General features: G+C 75.5%; 12 protein-coding genes. 4 read left to right on the top strand and 8 right to left on the bottom strand.

The features are described 5' to 3' along the window. Positions 1-349: 349 nt before the first annotated feature. The 5 genes from BLU82_RS03400 to BLU82_RS03380 all read right to left on the bottom strand — a co-directional run bounded on the left by BLU82_RS03400 (position 350) and on the right by BLU82_RS03380 (position 3,990). On the bottom strand, positions 350-832 hold the full coding sequence (locus BLU82_RS03400; protein ID WP_092625381.1) for a DUF488 domain-containing protein: 483 nt from the start codon (positions 830-832) through the stop codon (positions 350-352). Between the two features lie 5 nt (positions 833-837). Further along, positions 838-1,233, bottom strand: coding sequence for a RidA family protein (locus BLU82_RS03395; RefSeq protein ID WP_092615620.1), 396 nt, complete (start codon positions 1,231-1,233; stop codon positions 838-840). A 92-nt stretch (positions 1,234-1,325) separates the two neighbouring features. After that, positions 1,326-2,108, bottom strand: a complete 783-nt coding sequence (locus BLU82_RS03390) for an HAD family hydrolase (protein WP_092615616.1) — start codon at positions 2,106-2,108, stop codon at positions 1,326-1,328. Beyond that, complete coding sequence (locus tag BLU82_RS03385; RefSeq protein WP_092615613.1) at positions 2,105-2,761, bottom strand: response regulator transcription factor; 657 nt, start codon at positions 2,759-2,761, stop codon at positions 2,105-2,107. The genes BLU82_RS03390 and BLU82_RS03385 overlap by 4 nt, the downstream gene beginning before the upstream one ends. After that, entirely contained in the window at positions 2,758-3,990 is a 1,233-nt protein-coding gene (locus BLU82_RS03380; RefSeq protein ID WP_092615610.1) for a sensor histidine kinase, read from the bottom strand. Before BLU82_RS03380 ends, BLU82_RS03385 begins: the two co-directional genes overlap by 4 nt. Positions 3,991-4,124: 134 nt before the next feature. Here BLU82_RS03380 and BLU82_RS03375 point away from each other — a divergent pair, with 134 nt between their 5' ends. The 4 genes from BLU82_RS03375 to BLU82_RS03360 all read left to right on the top strand — a co-directional run bounded on the left by BLU82_RS03375 (position 4,125) and on the right by BLU82_RS03360 (position 10,282). Continuing rightward, positions 4,125-5,030, top strand: coding sequence for an ATP-binding cassette domain-containing protein (locus tag BLU82_RS03375; protein ID WP_092615606.1), 906 nt, complete (start codon positions 4,125-4,127; stop codon positions 5,028-5,030). After that, positions 5,027-5,950 carry a hypothetical protein gene (locus tag BLU82_RS03370; RefSeq protein WP_231947697.1) on the top strand — a complete coding sequence of 308 codons (924 nt, stop codon included), beginning with the start codon at positions 5,027-5,029 and terminating at the stop codon, positions 5,948-5,950. Before BLU82_RS03375 ends, BLU82_RS03370 begins: the two co-directional genes overlap by 4 nt. A 373-nt stretch (positions 5,951-6,323) precedes the next feature. Beyond that, positions 6,324-9,149 (top strand): BTAD domain-containing putative transcriptional regulator, encoded by a 2,826-nt coding sequence (locus tag BLU82_RS03365; protein WP_092615603.1) that lies wholly within the window; start codon positions 6,324-6,326, stop codon positions 9,147-9,149. 638 nt (positions 9,150-9,787) lie between these two features. Further along, complete coding sequence (locus BLU82_RS03360) at positions 9,788-10,282, top strand: hypothetical protein (protein WP_092615600.1); 495 nt, start codon at positions 9,788-9,790, stop codon at positions 10,280-10,282. Between the two features lie 51 nt (positions 10,283-10,333). On the opposite strand, the gene BLU82_RS03355 is transcribed toward BLU82_RS03360, so the two are convergent. From BLU82_RS03355 to BLU82_RS03345, 3 genes are all read right to left on the bottom strand, one after another. Further along, a complete protein-coding gene (locus BLU82_RS03355) occupies positions 10,334-13,537 on the bottom strand; it encodes a hypothetical protein (protein WP_157740535.1) in 3,204 nt (1,067 codons plus the stop codon). 63 nt (positions 13,538-13,600) lie between these two features. Further along, the gene (locus BLU82_RS03350; RefSeq protein ID WP_092615594.1) at positions 13,601-14,071 is read right to left on the bottom strand and encodes a hypothetical protein; all 471 of its coding nucleotides are present in this window, start codon (positions 14,069-14,071) and stop codon (positions 13,601-13,603) included. Then, complete coding sequence (locus BLU82_RS03345; protein WP_092615590.1) at positions 14,068-17,238, bottom strand: hypothetical protein; 3,171 nt, start codon at positions 17,236-17,238, stop codon at positions 14,068-14,070. The genes BLU82_RS03350 and BLU82_RS03345 overlap by 4 nt, the downstream gene beginning before the upstream one ends. Positions 17,239-17,269 lie beyond the last annotated feature (31 nt).

The following is a 17,269-nucleotide window of genomic DNA, read 5'->3' as shown; positions in this document are numbered from 1 at the left end:
CGCAAACGCAGCGACAGCGACCGGCAGGACACCGCACCCACGCGCCGCGCCACCCGACAACCGCGCACCCTCGCTCGCCGCACCGTCCCTGAACGACCAACTCGCCGCGGTGGTCGCCACGCCCTGACCGCCCGGGCCGCTCCGTTCGCCGCGCCGCGCGTGATCTCCGCGCCGCGACGTTGTCGGTGCCCGCCCGTAGGGTGGGCCCCACCCGGGCCGGGCGGGCTATACCTACCACCCGGCGAACCGCGGCCAAACGCAGCGACGGCAGCCGGCCGGCCACGCCGGGCCGTCCGCCGCCAGCGGCAGGCCCACGCGAAACCCGGAGCGCCCGGCCGACGTCCGCGGGTCAGGACATCGCGTGCTCGACCACCACGCCGAACCGGCCGGCCAACCGCTCGGCGATCAGCGAGCGGTGACATGCCTCGGGGTCGCGCTCGACGCAGAGGAGGGCGGCGGCTCCGGTGGTCGGCAGGGCCGTCACCACCGGCGCGAGATCCGCCCGGTCGAGCACCTCGGCCGTGTACCGGCGGACGTACGCGGGGGCGAGTTCGCGGCGGGAGCGCCGGCCGACACCGCGGAGGTGGTCCTCGGCGTACTGCACGTGGCGCAGTTCGGTGGTGGGCGCGAGCTCAGGGTGGTGCCGGTAGCCGATCCCGGCCTCGGCGAGCGCCCCCTGCAATCGGCGCGAGTTCGCCCAGGCGTACTCGGGTCCGCGCACGCCGCGGCGCTGGCGGACGTCGAGCAGGAGGCGGACGTCCGAGTGCCGCAGCCGGCGCAGGAAGGACGCGCCGTCGAAGCCGTAGACGCCGATCGTCACCACCCTGAGCACGCGGCTCACCCGACGGCGGTTCCCTCGAGCTCCACCATGAGGACGGGGATCGCCAGCCGCGTCACCCCGAGCATGGTGGTGGGCGGCGCGACCCCGGCGGCGCCCAGCCGCGACGCCAGCACGCCGTAGTGCTGAAACAGCAGGTCGACGTCGGTGGTGTAGACGTTGAGGCGGACGAGGTTCGCCAGCGACATGCCGGCCTCGCCGAGCACGGCCTCCAGGTTGTCGAGGCTCAGCGCCAGCTGCGCCGCCATGTCGCCGGGGTGCAGCGGCTCGCCGTCGCGGCTCATCGCGGTCTGCCCCGAGCAGTACAGGGTCCGGGTGTGCCCGGACACGACCTCACCCTGGTGAAATCCCATCGGCGCCGACCACGTCACCGGGTTGACGGCCGTTCGTTCCATCGTCACATCGACTCCATTCGAGTCATCGAGAATCGGTACGCCCATCAGCCTCCCGGCGAATCACGACATCTCTTGTCACGTATTGGAAGCGGTCAGGCGAAGATCTCCTCCAGCACCTGCGCGACCCCGTCCTCGTCGTTGGACGGGCAGCGGGCGGACGCGGCGGCGACGGCGTCGGGGTGGGCGTTGCGGACGGCGTAGGACGTGCCGGCCCAGGCGAGCATGGGGACGTCGTTGGGCATGTCGCCGAACGCGACCACGTCGTGTGCGTCGACGCCCAGGGAGCCGCAGAGCGCGGCCAGCGCGGACGCCTTCGAGACGCCCGCGCGGCTGACCTCCAGGACGGCCGCGTGGCCGGAGTAGGTCGCGGCGGCCAGCGACCCCACCACGGCCGCGGCGCGAGAGACGAACTCGGCGGCGGACAGCGACGGGTGCGTGACGACCAGCTTCGACACCGGCTCGGCCAGCAGCTCCTCCAGCGACGCGATGACCGTCCCGTCGGGCACCGGCCACGTCCCGCGGAAGGACGGCTCCTGGCCGAACGTCAGCCGCCGCTCGATGGCGAACGTCGCGCCCGGCACGTTGGCCCGGATCGCCCGCGCCACCTCCAGCGCGACGTCGCCGGGCAGGCCGTGCTCCTCGACGATCTCGCGGCGGCGCACGTCGTAGACGAGGGCGCCGTTCGCGCAGATCGCCAGCCCGTGCTCGCCGACCTCCTCGGCGAGCACGTCGATCCAGCGCGGCGGCCGCCCCGACACGAACACGACGGTCGCGCCGGCGGCCTCGGCGCGGTCCAGCGCCGCCCGGGTGCGCGGCGACACCGTCCCGTCACCGCGGAGCAGGGTGCCGTCGAGGTCGGTGGCGACGACCTTCACGGCTGCGTGAGCCCGGACTGGACGGCGAAGACCACCAGCTGGGCGCGGTCGCGGGCGTGCAGCTTCACCATGGCGCGGCTGACGTGCGTGCGGACGGTCGCGGGGCTGACGACGAGCTCGGCGGCGATCTCGTCGTTGGAACGGCCGGTCGCCACCCAGGCGACGATCTCGCGCTCGCGCTCGGTGAGGCGGTCGAGTTCGGGGTGCGGTGTGCTGGCCGGCACGTCACGGCCGCTGAACTGCTCGATGACGCGGCGGGTGACGGACGGGGAGAGCAGGCTGCCGCCGTCGGCGACGACGCGGATGGCGTGCAGCAGCTCGTCGGGCGGCGAGTCCTTGAGGACGAACCCGCTGGCGCCGCCGCGCAGCGCCTCGAACACGTACTCGTCCAGCTCGAACGTGGTCAGCACGATGACCTTGACGTCGGCCAGCGCGGCGTCGGCGGTGATCTCGCGCAGCGCCGCGAGACCGTCGAGCACCGGCATGCGGATGTCCATCAGCACGACGTCGGGCTTGGTGCGCCGGACGAGGTCGACGCCGGCCCGGCCGTCGGAGGCCTCGCCGGCCAGCTCGGTGTCGTCCTCGGTCTCGAGCAGTGTGGACAGGCCCATGCGCACCAGAGCCTGGTCGTCGATCACCGCAACGCGAATCATGACGTCGATCCTGACATGTCCGGCTCCCGGTCGGCGCCGGCGAGGGGCAGCCGGGCGTGGACGGCGAACCCGCCACCGGTGCGCGGACCGGCCTGCAACCGGCCGCCGACCGCCTCGGCCCGGGCCCGCATGCCGGCGATCCCGGTGCCCGACCCGTCGTCCTCGCCCAGCTCGGACGGCGACCCGGCGGGGCCGGCCGGGCCCGGCGGCGGGGGTGGCGCGCCCCCGCCCACCCCGTTGTCGCTGACGTCCACCAGCAGCTCGCCGCCGGCGCGGCGGATGCGGACCTCGGCCCGGGTAGCGGCCGCGTGCCGCAGCACGTTGGTGAGCGACTCCTGCACGATGCGGTATGCCGCGACGTCGACGTCGGGCGGGAGGTCGCCGCCGGACGCGCCGTCGAGGTCGGCCACCACCTCGACGCCGCCGGCGCGGATGCGGTCGAGCAGGACGCCGACCCCGGCCAGCCCGGCGCCGGGGCTGCGCGGCGCGGCGTCGGTGACCGGGCTGCGCAGCACCTGCAGCTCGGCCCGCAGGCCGTCGAGGGAGGACCGGCTGGTGTCGCGGATCGCCTCCAGCGCGGCCCGCACCTTCTCGGGGTTGCGGTCGAGGACGTGCAGCGCGACGCCGGCCTGCATGGCGATGACGGCGAGGCCGTGCCCGACGGAGTCGTGCAGCTCCTGCGCCATGCGCAGCCGCTCCTCCGACACCGCGCGCCGGGCCAGCGCCGCGCGCACGTCGGCCTGCGACTCGCGCCGGGTCTTCAGCGCGGCCCCGATGGCCAGCGGCGCGCCGAAGAGCGCCAGCGACGCGATGGCCCACGCGGCGCCCTGCCGCCACACGTCGTTGCCGGAGTCGTCGAGCAGCCGCACCGTCGACACCGCGAAGAACACCGCGTAGTAGCCGCCGCCCCAGCGCACCGCCGAACGCAGCGGCAGCTGGTGGCCGAGCGTGTACATGACGACCGGGACGGTGATCATGATCGGGCCGTAGGCGTAGTCGGCGGCCAGGTACGTCACCAGGGCCGCGGCGTTGATCAGCAGCGTCGTGCGCGGATACGCCCTACGCAGCAGCAACGACAGCGCGGCGACGACCACCAGCGTGTAGGCGAACACGCCGGGGTCGCGCGCCCACGCCTGTCCCTGGGACGCGCCGTGCGTGCCGCCGACGCCCAGCACCACCAGCGCCAGCGTGATGCCCGCGTCGATCAGCCAGGTCCGCACCCGTTCCATGCTCTCGACCCTAGGACGGGCGGCGGCCGCGCGGCGTCGGCGACGCGGCGTAACCGCACTACGCGAATCTGCGTACGCCCGATGCCGCTCTGTGGACGACGCGGGCGACGGCGGCTGCGCGGGAGCGTGGAGCCATGACGAACACCATCGTGGTCACCGAACGGCTGACCAAGCGTTACGGCGACCGGCTCGCCGTCAACGACGTGAGCCTCACCGTCCGCCGCGGTGAGGTCTACGGCTTCCTCGGACCGAACGGAGCCGGCAAGACGACCACGCTGCGCATGCTGCTCGGCCTGGTCCGTCCCACCAGCGGGAGCGCGACGATCCTGGGCCACGCGCCCGGCGAGCCCGGCGCGACGGCACGAGTCGGCGCGCTGGTCGAGGGTCCCGGCTTCTACCCCTACCTCTCCGGCCGCGACAACCTGCGCGTGATGGCCCGCTACCAGGGCGTCTCCGACCAGGCGGTCGAGGACGCGCTGCACCGCGTGGACCTCGCCGAGCGCGGCGGCGACGCGTTCAAGTCGTACTCGCTGGGCATGAAGCAGCGTCTCGGCGTCGCGTCCGCACTGCTCGGCGAGCCGGACCTGCTGGTCCTGGACGAGCCCACCAACGGGCTGGACCCCGCCGGCATGGCCGACATGCGCAAGCTCGTCGTCGACCTCGCCGAGCAGGGCCAGACGGTGCTGCTGTCCAGCCACCTGCTGGCCGAGGTGCAGGAGATCTGCGACCGCGTCGGCGTCATCGCGCACGGCCGGCTGCTGGCGGAGAGCACCGTCGCCGAGCTGCGCGGCGCCAGCACCCTGCTGGTCCGCGCGGAGCCGGTGGAGGTGGCGCTCTCGGTCTCGATGCAGGTGGCCGGCGACGACGCCGTCCAGCTCACCGACGCGGGCGTCCGGCTGGAGCTGTCCGACGAGCGGGCGCCCGAGCTGGCCCGCGCGCTGGTCGCGGCCGGCGCCGACATCCACGAGATCCGGACGGCCGAGCGGTCGCTGGAGGACGTGTTCTTCGAGATGACGACCGACGAGGAGGAGAACCGATGAGCACCGCGACGATGACCGGCCGGGCCACCGCGCGCGGCGAGGCCCGCGCCGTCCCCACCATGGTCGGCGGACTGGTCGCCAGCACGAAGGCCGAGCTGCTGCGGCTGCGGAAGTGGCCGGCGGTCTGGATCCTCGCGACGGTGTGGCTGCTGCTCAACCTCACCTTCGCGTACCTGTTCAACTACATCGCGTACTCGACCGGCTCGTCCGGCTTCTCCAACGAGGGCGTCCCGCCGTCGGCGCTGCTGCCGGACCTGCTGCCGGCCGCGATCCCGTCGGTGCTCACCGGCGGCATGCCGATGTTCGGCGGCGCGATCATGTTCATCCTCGGCGCGCTGGCGGCCGGCAGCGGCTACGGCTGGGGCACCTGGAAGACGGCGCTCACACAGGGCCCGGGCCGGCTGTCGACGTTCGGCGGGACCGTCGCCGCCGTCGCCATCGCCGTCGTCGGCGTGATCGCGGCGACGCTCGTGCTGGACTTCGCGGCGTCGACGCTGATCGCCGTCACCGAGGGGCAGAGCTTGGTGTGGCCGGAGCTCGGCGCGCTGGCCGAGGCGGTCGGCGGCGGGCTGCTGATCTTCGGGATGTGGGCCATGGCCGGCGTGCTGGTCGGTGTGCTGACCCGCAGCCCGGCGCTGGCGGTCGGCCTCGGGCTGGTGTGGTCGCTGGTGATCGAGAACCTGCTGCGCGGCGTCGGCAACCTGCTCAGCGGCATCGAGTACGTGACCGACGTGCTGCCGGGGACGGCGGCGGGGTCGCTGGCCGGCGCGCTGGGCGCCGGCGGCTCGGACGACCCCGACGGCGCGCCCGGCGTCCTGACGGTTCTCGACGGCCGGCCGGCGGCGCTGCTGGTGGCCGCGTACCTGGTGGTCTTCGCGGTGGTGGGGGCGCTGCTGATGCGACACCGCGACGTCACCTGACCGACGCGCCGGCCCACCGGCCGTCGCGCTCCCCTCGCCCGCTGCCGCCGACATGGCGCAGCGGGCGAGCCGGCGTGGCGGAGCGAGTCGGCGCCGCGGACCAGTCGGTGCAGCGGGCGTGGCGGAGCGAGTCGGCGTGGCGGAGCGAGTCGGCGCCGCGGACCAGTCGGTGCAGCGGGCGTGGCGGAGCGAGTCGGCGTGGCGGAGCGAGTCGGTGCGGGCGGAGCGAGTCGGTGCGGGCGTTCGCGCGCGAGTGTGTCGGTGCCCGCCCGTAGGGTGGGACTCCCTCCCAGCCGGGCGGGCTTTGCACCCGGCGGTCGTTCGCTGGTGAAGTACGCTACCGAGGCGCGGCGGCCGCAGACCAGGAGGTGCCATGAGGTTCGGCGTCCTGGGCCCCTTGACGGTCCACGACGACCTCGGGGCGGCCGTGCCGGTCACGTCGGCGAAGCAGCGGCTGCTGCTGGCGGTCCTGCTGGCGCGCCGCAACACGCGGGTCTCGGCCGACGCACTGACGGAGGCGTTGTGGGACGGGCGTCCGCCGCCGTCGGCGCGGGCGAACCTGCAGAGTTACGTGCACCGGCTGCGGCGCCTGCTGGGCGACGACCGCATCGTGCACGACCGGTCCGGTTACCAGCTCGAGGTGCGGCCCGGCGAGGCCGACGACGAGGAGTTCGAGCGGCTGGCGGGCGCCGGAAGGGACGCGCTGGCGGACGGCGACCTCGACCGCGCGGCCGACCTGCTCCGCCGGGCCCCCGCCCTCTGGCGCGGGCGCCCGGCCTACGCGGAGCTGCCCGGGTCGAGCGCCGAGGCGGCCCGGCTGGACGAGCTGCGGCTCGCCGTCGTGGAGTGGCGCGTCGACGCCGACCTGGGGCGTGGCGAACACGACCTGTTGGTCGCGGAGCTGACGGCGCTGACGGCCGCGCACCCGCTGCGGCAGCGGCTGTACCGCCAGCTCATGCTCGCGCTGCACAGGTCCGGCCGCACGGCCGACGCGCTCGAGGTGTACCACCGGGCCCGGGCCGTGCTGGTCGAGGAGCTGGGCCTGGAGCCGGGCCCGGAACTGCGCGAGCTCGAGCAGGCGATCCTGACCGACGACCCCGCGCTGGCAGCACCGCGGCCGGCAGGGCCAGCAGGGCCGGCGCGGCCCGCGCACCCACGCCGACCCGCCGAGCTGCCACCCGCCGACCCCGCGTTCACCGGGCGGCGCGACGAGGTCCGGCGGGTGGCCGGCTGGCTGACCGCCGGCGCCGTCGTGACGATCAGCGGGCCGGGCGGCGTCGGCAAGTCCGCCCTGGCGCTGCGTGCGGCGCACGCGGCCGCCGCCGGCTTCCCGGACGGCCGGCTGTACGTGAACCTGCACGGCGCGACGCCCGGGGTGCGGCCGCTGAGCCCGCACGACGTGCTGGTCAGGCTGCTCGGGTCGCTCGGGGTCGAGGAGCGCGACGTCCCGGCCGACGTGTCCGCCGCGGCGGCGCTGTTCCGCTCGACGACGGCCGGGCGGCGGCTGCTGATGGTGCTCGACGACGCCGACTCCGCCGCGCAGGTCCGGCCGCTGCTGCCCGAGCCCGGCAGCGGACCGGCGCTGCTGGTCACCGGCCGCCGGGTGCTCTCGACCATCGCCGGTGCGCGGCGGCTGGCGCTGGACACGCTGACCCCCGACGAGGCCGCCGAACTGCTCGCCGCGGTCGCCGGGCCAGGCCGCGTGGCCGCCGAGCCCGCGGTCGCCGCCGAGGTCGTGGCGTTGTGCGGGCTGCTCCCGCTGGCCGTCCGGGTGGCCGGGGCGCGGCTGCTGGCCCGGCCCGACTGGACGCTGTCGTCGCTGCGAGACCGCCTCGACGACGCCCAGCACCGCCTCGACGAGCTGGAGCACGACGATCTCGCGGTGCGGGCCAGCTGCGACGTCGCGTTCACGGTGCTCGACGAGACGCCCGCGGCGGTCTTCACCAGCCTGGGCCTGGCCGGGTTCGCCGACTTCACCGTCCACACGGCGGCCGCGCTGTCCGGACGGACGCTGGCCGCCACGCGCCGGGCGCTGGACCAGCTGGCCGAGACACAGCTGCTGATCGCGGCGCCGGGCGACCGCTTCACCCTGCACGACCTCGTCCGCCTCTACGCGCGCGAACGGGCCGAGCGGACGCTGACCCCGGCGGCCCGCGACGACGCACTGCGCCGGGCGCTGCACCACTACCTCGCCACCGCGCGGCAGGCCTCGCGCATGAGCGTCGCGTGGTCCGACCAGCACGCGGCCATCGGGCCCGAGACGACGCAGACCGGCCGCACGCAGCCCGGCGCCGATCTCCCCGACGGCCCGGCCATCTCGGCCTGGGTGCGGGCCGAGTCCGACAACATCACCGCCGCCGCCATCCACGCCGCCGCGCTCGACGGCGACGGCCCGGCGATCCTGGCCGGGCTGGCCGCGGCCATGGCGCACCCGCTGCGCAGCCAGGACCGGTGGGCCGACCTCGTCGCCATCGGCCGGCTGGCGCTGGCGGCGCTCGGCGACACCGGGCAGGCACGGTGGCGCTCGAAGCTGCACCAGAGCCTCAGCGACGGCTACTTCATGCTGAACCGGCTGCCGGAGGCGCACGAACACGGCCTCGAGGCGGTCCGCGCGGCGCACGAGGGCGGCGACCACCACGGCGAGGCCGACGCCCGCAGCGCGCTCGGCTTCGTCCTGCACCACCGCGGCCGCACCGACGAGGCGTTCGAGCACTACCGCCGGGCGCTGGAGCTGCAGCGCGAGATCGCCGACGCCCGGGGCGAGGCGCTCACGCTCACCCGGCTCGGCGTCGGACACCACTTGGCCGGCCGGCTCGACGACGCCGTCGCCTGCCAGGAGCGGGCGCTGCGGCTGGACGACAGCCCGCACCTCACCGGCATCGCGCTGTTCCGCCTCGGCGACGCCCACCTCGACGCCGGACGGCCCGAGCGCGCCCTCGGCTGCCTCGAGCAGGCCATCGAGGCGTTCCAGGCCTGCGGCTCCAGCGTCGACGAGGCGCTGGCGCGGTGGCTGCGCGGCGACATCCTGCGGCTGCTCGGCCGCGACGGCGACGCCCGGCACAGCTGGCTCCGCTCGGCCGACCTCCTGCGCGAGATGCGCAGCCTCACCAGCGACGAAGCCGGCGACCTGCTGGGCGCTCCGGTGCCGCGCATGCCCGACGTGCTGCGCCGCGGCCGCGACACCCGCCACCCCGCCTGACTCCCGCGGAGCGTCCAGCGGCTTGCGGGGGCGGGCCGCGTGAACCAGGCGCGAACCACCCGCCACCCCGCCCGACTTCCGTTGAGCGTCCAGCGGCTTGCGAGGGGGTCGGGCCCCTCCCCGCCGGGAGGGCACCCACCCTACGGGCGGGCCGCGTGAACCAGGCGTGAACCGCCCGCCACCCCACCTGTGACTCTCCCGGAGCGTCCAGCGCCTTGCGGCGGGTCGGGCCCCTCCCGGCCGGGAGGGCACCCACCCTACGGGCGGGCCGCGTGAACCAGGCGTGAACCGCCCGCCACCCCGCCCGACATCGCGGAGCGTCCGGCGGCTTGCGAGGGGAGTCGGGCCCCTCCCGGCCGGGAGGGCACCCACCCTACGGGCGGGCCGCGTGAACCAGGCGTGAACCGCCCGCCACCCCGCCCGACATCGCGGAGCGTCCGGCGGCTTGCGAGGGGAGTCGGGCCCCTCCCCGCCGGGAGGGCACCCACCCTACGGGCGGGCCGCGTGAACCAAGCGTGAACCGCCCGCCATCCCGCCTGACCGCTGGTCAGCGCGCGTGTAGTGCCCGTGTAGCGGCACCTGGGATGGTCGGCTCGGTTCATCCGAGCCAGATCACACTGACGTACCGGAGATAGTGCGTGAAATCGACGATCCGTTCCCGAGCCATCGTTCCGCTGGCCGGCATAGCCCTGATCTTCGCCACCGCCGCCTGTGGGTCCGACGACCCGCCGGCGCCCGAGCCGCCGAGCGCCGACGAGCTCGAGCTGACCATGACCGAGCCGCCGCCCTCCGAGGGCGCCGACGCCGAGGCCGACGACGCGGGCGACGACGCCGCGGCCGCCGGTGACGGCGACTACTGCGGGCTGCTCGAGTCGATGGGCACCGACCTGCTCAGCGGCAGCGCGGCCACCGACCCCGACGCCGCGTCCGGCTTGGTCGACGTGTACCGCGACCTCGCGGCCGCCGCGCCGGAGGACGTCGCCGCGGACTGGACGGCGATGGCCGACGCCATGGAGTCGCTGGCGAACATCGACCCGGCCGACCCCGAGGCGCTCGAGGAGCTCGAGCAGCTCGGCGACCTCACCGAGATCAGCCAGCGGCTGGGCGAGAGCGTCCAGTCGGAGTGCGGCTGACGCAGTACCGCGGCCCGGGTCACGCCCCACGCGTGACCCGGACCGCACACCTCACGGGAGCGGACGTTCGGGGGGCGTCCGCTCCCGTCGCCTGCGCACCAAAAGCACCGCCACGCCGGCCAGCAGTACCGCGGCCGCGGCGCCGAGGCCGGCCCGGAACCACGGGAACCCGTCGGTGACGTCACCGGGCCGGACCAGCGCGAACACCTGCCGGTGGGTGCTCTCCACGACGTAGACGTCGCCGCCGGGACCGAGCGCCAGCCCGGAGGGGACGAACCGCTCGCCCTCCTCCTCCGGTGGGGTCAGCGCGGTGTTGACGGTGCCGTCCGGCGCGATCCGCCGCACCCCCTCGCTGGACTCGACGAACACGTTGTCACCGGCGTCGACGACGATGTCGCCCGGGTAGACGATCGCCGTGTCGGTGGCCGGGCCGCCGTCGCCGTTCTCGTCCCCGTCGACCGAGTCGTCGCCGTTGCCGCCGATCGTGCGCGCGTCCTCGCCCGGCGCCGCGGCGTACACCAGGTGGTACGAGGCGTCGGTGACGTAGACGGTGCCGTCGGCGCCCACGGCCAGCCCGGCCGGCTCGCCGAACAGCACGTCGGCGTACCCAGGCACCACTACGATCGTGCCGTCGGCGCCGATCTCGTACACAGCCATGCGGACGTTGTCGAGCACGAACACCGTGCCCTCGGGGCCGACGGCGATGTCGCGCGGCGTCAGCGACTGCGCGGTCGCGAGGGTGCCGTCGACGATCGGCGCGTCGCTCGACGGGCCGCCGCCGGCGATGACGACGCTGCGCCCGTCCGGGTAGACCCGGACGACCGTCTGCCCGAGGACCGCGTACAGCTCACCGCCCGGGCCGGCGGCAAGCTCCCCGGCCCGGGCCAGCTCCGCCGTGCCGCTGGCCACCAGGTCGGTGAGGGTGTCGCCGTCGGTGGTGCGCAGCCGCAGGGCGGACGGCTCGGCGATCGCCAGCGTCCCGTCCGGGCCGACGGCGATACTCATGCTCGACGACAGCTCCGCCTCGCCGACCGGCTCGTCCGAAGCCGCTGCCTCGCTGAGGTCGGCCAGCGTCTCGATGCCGCCGTCGGCGCCGATCCGCCGGACGAGGTCGGTGCTCGGGCTGGCGACGACGACTTCGCCGCCGGGACCGACGTCGATGCCGGTGGGCTCGCCCAGGCCGGCCTGCGCCGCCGGGCCGCCGTCGCCACTCGCCTCCGCCGACCCGGTACCGGCCACCGTCGTGATGACGCCGTCGGCGTCGACGTGCCGGACCCGGCCGTTGTAGGTGTCGGCGACGTACACGCCGCCGGGCGCGACGGCGAGGTCGAGCGGCGTGTTCAGCTCCGCCTCGGCGGCCGGGCCGCCGTCGCCGGAGAAGCCGCCCTCGTCCTGGCCGTAGTAGCTGTCGCCGATCAGCGGGACGAGCACGCCGTCGGGCCGGATCATCCGCACGTACGGACGGCCGCGCTCGATGACGTAGAGGTTGCCCGCCGCGTCGACGTCGATCGCGCTCGGCGCCCACAGGCTCGCCTCGACGGCGGGCTCGTCGTCGGCGTCGTCCGACCACAGCTCGCCGCCGCCACCCACCCGCGTGAGCAGGCCGTCCGTGCCGATGCGGCAGATCATGCCGAGGTCGCGGTCGGCCAGGTAGACGGTGCCGTCCGGTGCGGCGGCGACGTCGACCGGGTAGGAGAGCACGGCGTCGGTGGCCGGCTCGCCGTCGCACGTCGCGACGGTCTCGCCGTCGTCATCGGGCCGGCCCGCGCCCGCGATGGTCTCGATGCGCCCGTCGGCGCCGATGCGGCGGATCCTGGCGTTGCCGGCGTCGGCGACGTACACGTTGCCCGCGGCGTCGACGTCCAGGCCGGCCGGGCCGGACAGCTGGGCGGCGGTGGCGGGTCCGCCGTCGCCGGCGAAGCCGCTCTCACCGGTCCCGGCCAGGGCCGACACGGCGCCGTCGGCGTCGACCCGGTGGACGACGTTGCGCCTGGCGTCCGCGACGTAGCTGACGCCGTCGGGGCCGGTCGCGACGGTCGTCGGGCCCGCCGCCGGGTCGACCGGGCGCGCATTCTCGGGCAACACGTCGGCATCGCCGCGGGCACCGGCGACGGGCACGAGGTCGCCGGGTTCCGCGTCCGGCCAGGGCGACCCGGACGGTTCCACCGGCTCGGCGGCCGGCACCGGCGCACCCGGGTCGCTCACCCTGACGACCTGGCTCCCCAGGCCGTAGTAGAGCGTGCCGTCGCGGCCGATCACGATGTCCCCGGCGTCGGACGGCAGCGGCGCCACGGTCGTGAGCAGGCCGTCCTCGGCGCCGAGCATCCGCAGCCGGCCGTTGCCGAGGTCGGTGATGTAGAGGTTGTCGTCGGCGTCGACGGCCAGCTGCCGGCCGCCGGTGAGCGCGGCGTCGCCCGCGGACTCGCCCTCCACTCGCCGGGCGATGTCCTCGCCCGCGATGACGTGCAGGTTCCCGGCCGGGTCGATCTCGTAGACCGAGCCGTCCATCTCGATGGTGAAGAAGACGCTGCCCGTGGAGTCGACCGCGACGCTGGTCGGGGCGTAGGTGTTGAGGCTCGAGCCCGGCTGTCCCTCGGCCGAGGCCGGGTGGTCCTCGCCGCCGCCGGCGATGGTCGTGATGATGTCGTCGGGGCCGATGCGGCGGATGCGGTTGTTGTCGGTGTCGGCGACGTAGACCATGCCGTGGGCGTCCACGGCGATGTCGGCGGGCTCGTGGAGGTAGGCGTCGAGCGCGTCGCCGCCGGGGTCGACGCCGTCCGGCGGCCGCTCGTCGCCGCCGCCGGCGATCACCGTGGCGGTACCGTCGGGGGCGAACCGGCGGATGTCCTGCCGCCCGGCCACGTAGACGCTGCCGTCCGGCCCGACGGCGGTGGCGATGGGCCGGTTGCTGGGGCTGTAGGTGCCCAGGCCGGGGACCTCGATGCCGTCGGTCTCCGGCGAGCGCCGGGCCAGCGAGCCGGGCAGGGTGTCGATGCCGCCGTCGGGCGTGACCACCCGCACCCGCCCGTTGAAGCGGTCGGCGACGTAGAGGGTGCCGTCGGGCCCGGCGGCGAAGCGGAGCCGGTCGTTCAGCCGGGCGTCCACGGCCGGGCCGCCGTCGCCGGAGTAGCCCAGTTCACCGGTGCCCGCGACGACGACCGGCAGGCCGGGGATCTCCTCCGGCGGCGGTGTCTCGCCGGCGGCCGGAACGGCGGCGGCCAGCAGGCCGCCGGTGAGCAGAAGGGCAGGTAGCAACGCCCGGTTGAGCACATGTCCCCCATGGGTCGATCGAGTGGCCGGCGACGCCGGCGGATTCGGTCAGCGCAATCCGGTTCGCGTCCGTCCCCGGCTCCAGCGGGCGAGGTGCACGGCGTGCACCACCCCCAGGACCAGGGCGAACACCGCGACGGCCATCGACGAGAGGCCGTCCGGGCTGAGGTCTGGCGCGGGATCACCGGTGCCGGGCTTGGTGATCAGCATGATGATGATCAACAGGCACACGACGGAGATGCCGACCGGCAGCCCGCCGGACCGCGGCCGGAACGTCGCCACCAGCGTCATCGACATCAGGATCAGCGCCAGCATGATGCCGAGCACCGCCGGGTCGCCGTTGTTGTTGGCGGCGGTCTCCCAGAGGTTGCCGAACCGGCTGTCGACGCCGCCGGTCTCGACGTCGACCCGGAGGTCGTCGAACATCGGCTTGAAGATGAGGCCGAGCCCGGCCACCGTCAGCGGGCCGTAGAGACGGGCGTACCCGTCGAACACCTTGCCGTCGTCGTCGCTGTTCATGGGGTCGCGTTTCCTTCCGTCGTGTCGTCGGGGTGGGTGGTGCTCGCGCGGCGACGCCGGATCAGCACGACGGCGCCGCCGGCGGCCAGCAGCGCGCCCGCGCCGGCGCCGGCGGTCCACCAGGGGAAGCCGCCGGAGATCTCGCCGGCCCGGACCAGTGCGATGACCTGCCGGGTCTCGCTGTCGACCGCGTAGAGGTCGCCGCCGGGGCCGGCCGCCAGGGTGGTGATCCAGCGGTCGGTCTCCTCGTCCGGCGCGGCGTCGAGGATGGTGCTGATGGTGCCCTCGGCGTCGACCCGGCGGATGCCGACGAAGTCGGCCACGTAGACGTTGCCGTCGGCGTCGGTCTCGACGTCGACCGGCGACTGCAGGATCGCGTCCTCGGCCGGCCCGCCGTCACCGGCGTCGCCGTTGGTGATGGTGCTCTCGCCGGTGCCCGCGAACACCTCGGCCGGTTCACCGGATCTCGCGGCGTACACCACGTTGCCGCCCTCGTCGTTGACGTAGACGGTGCCGTCGGGGCCGACGGCGAGCCCGGACGGCAGCTCGAAGGTGACGTCGTCGAACTCGGACATCGCCCTGAGCGCGCCCTCGTGGTCGACCCAGTAGACCCGCTGGGTCGCGAGGTCGAACAGGTGGACCCGGCCGTCCGGGCCCACGGCGACGTCACCCGGGCGCAGCGGCTGACCGACCGCCTGGGCGTCCGCCACCGCCGCCTGCTCCGTACGCCCGCCGCCGGCGACGGTGACCCGCCGGCCGTCGGGGTACACCCGCGCCACGGAGTCGCCCAGCGTGGCGTAGATCTCGCCGCCGGGGCCGGTGGCGATCCGCCCGACGTCTCCCAGCCGCCGGTCGGCCGGGCCCACGCCCACGAGGTCGGCGCCGTCGAGGCGGCGCAGCCGCTGCCGCTGCGGCTCGGCGACCAGCAGAGTCCCGTCGGGCCCGACGGCGATGGCCATGGGCGTGGTCAGCGTGGCGGCGTCGGCCGGCTCCGGCGACGTGCCGTCGTCGACGGTGAGGTCGGCGACGGTCTCGATGACGCCGTCGGGGCCGATGCGCCGGACGTCGTCCTCGCGGGTGCCGGCGACGACGAGGGCGCCGTCGGGTGCGACGTCGACGGTGACCGGCTCGCTCAGGCCCGCCTCGGTGGCCGGCCCGCCGTCGCCGGAGTCCTCCCGCGCGCCGGTGCCCGCGACCGTCTCGATGACGCCGTCGGGGCCGACCCGGCGGATGCGGTTGTTGAACGCGTCGGCGATGTAGACGCCGTCGGGACCGGCGACGACGTCGCCCGGCGTGTTCAGCTCCGCCGCCACGGCCGGCCCGCCGTCGCCCGCGAAGCCGCCCTCGTCCAGGCCGAAGAGGCTGTCGCCGGCGAACGCGACGAGCGTGCCGTCGGGCCGGATCATGCGCACGTGCGGGCGTCCGTCCTCGACGACGTAGACGTTGCCGTCGTCGTCGACGTCGATCGCGCCGGGCCCCCAGAGACCGGCTTCGAGCGCCGGCCGGCCGTCGGCGTCCTTCGCCCACAGCTCGCCGCCGCCGGCCACCCGGGTGAGCACGCCGTCGGGGCCGACGCGGCAGATCACGGCGAGGGCGGAGTCGGCCAGGTACAGGGCGCCGTCCGGGCCGATCGCGACGTCGGACGGTGCACCGAGGACCGCCTCGGCCGCGGGCTCGCCCACGCAGACGGGCGGCGGCTCGTCACCGGGGTCGGCCCCGCTGCCGGCGACGGTGCTGATGACGCCGTCGCGGCCGACCCGGCGGACGGTGCGCGCGGACGAGTCGGCGATGTAGAGGGTGCCGTCGGCATCGACGGCGACACCGACCGGGTGATCCAGCAGGGCCTCGTCGGCCGGCCCGTCGTCGCCGCCGCTGCCCTGTTCGCCGGTGCCGGCCGCGACGCTCACCGCGCCGCCGGCGCCGACGCGGTGGACGACGTGCTGCGACGGGTCGGCGACGTAGCTGACGCCGTCCGGGCCGGCGGCGACGGAGAGCGGGCCGAGGTACGGGTCGGGCAGGAGCAGCGGCGGCAGCGCGTCCTCGCGGCTCGTGACGGCGCCCGCCACCGTGACGACGTCGCCGGGGCCGCGGTCGGGCCAGGACGACCCGGCCGGCGCCACGGCATCGGCCGGCTCGTCGATGCCCTGCGGGAGCCGCCACACCTGGGTGCCGTCGACGTAGTGGACCGTGCCGTCGGCGGCGACCGTGATGTCGCCCGCGGTGGCCGGCAGCGCGCCCGCGACCTCGATCATGCCGTCGCGCAGCACTCGCAGCCGGCCGTTGGCGGCGTCGGTGACGTACAGCTCGTCGTCCGGTCCCACCGCCAGCCGGCGGCCGCCGGGGTCGGCCGTGCCGGCCAGCTCCTCGCGCTGGTCGAGCATGGAGAGCTTCTCGCCCTCGATGACGCCGAGCACGCCGTCGGGGCCGACCTCGTACAGGTCGGGGCTCATCAGGAGGGTGAAGTACACCGTGCCGGTGCTGTCGGCGGCGACGCTGACCGGCGTGTACAGCGCGGCCTGCGTGGCCGGGCCGTCCACGGCGTCCTCGACCTGCTCCTCGCCACCGCCGGCGATGGTGGTGATGACGCCGTCGGCGCCGATGCGGCGGATCCGGCCGTTGCCGCTGTCGGCCAGGATGACGTCGCCGGCCGCGTCGACGACGATGTCCTCGGGCAGCCGGATGCGCGCGTCGAGGGCCGCGCCGCCGTCGGCGTCGCCGTGCTCGATGTCGTCGTCGCCGGCGCCGGCCAGCACGGTGACGGTGCCGTCGGGTGCGATGCGGCGCACGTCCGTCTCGCCGGCCACGTAGATGCCGCCGTCGGGGCCGACGGCGGCGGCGATCGGCGGGTTGGCCGCGTCGGGGTCGGCCCCGCCCACGGAGCGCGTGCCCGGAACGGTGTCGATGACGCCGTCGCCGTCGACGAACCGCAGCCGGCCGTTCGTCCGGTCGGCGATGTAGAGCGTGCCGCCGGGGGCGGTGGCCAGCCGCAGGTGGTGGTTGAGCCGCGCCTCGACCGCCGGTCCGCCGTCGCCGGAGTAGCCCTCGTCGCCGCTGCCGGCGACGAGGACGACCTCACCGGGCAGCGGCTCCGGCGGCTGGGGCGACGGCTCCCCCGCGGCCGCCGCCCCCGTCGCGACCAGCAGTCCGGGCAGCAGTGCTCGGAACACCAAGGACGTCCCCCTCCGGCGGATCAGATAC

The organism is Jiangella sp. DSM 45060 (assembly GCF_900105175.1).
Classification (GTDB): domain Bacteria; phylum Actinomycetota; class Actinomycetes; order Jiangellales; family Jiangellaceae; genus Jiangella.
The sequence above is the reverse complement of the archived record's forward strand: the minus strand, read 5'-3'. Positions and strand labels throughout refer to the sequence as shown.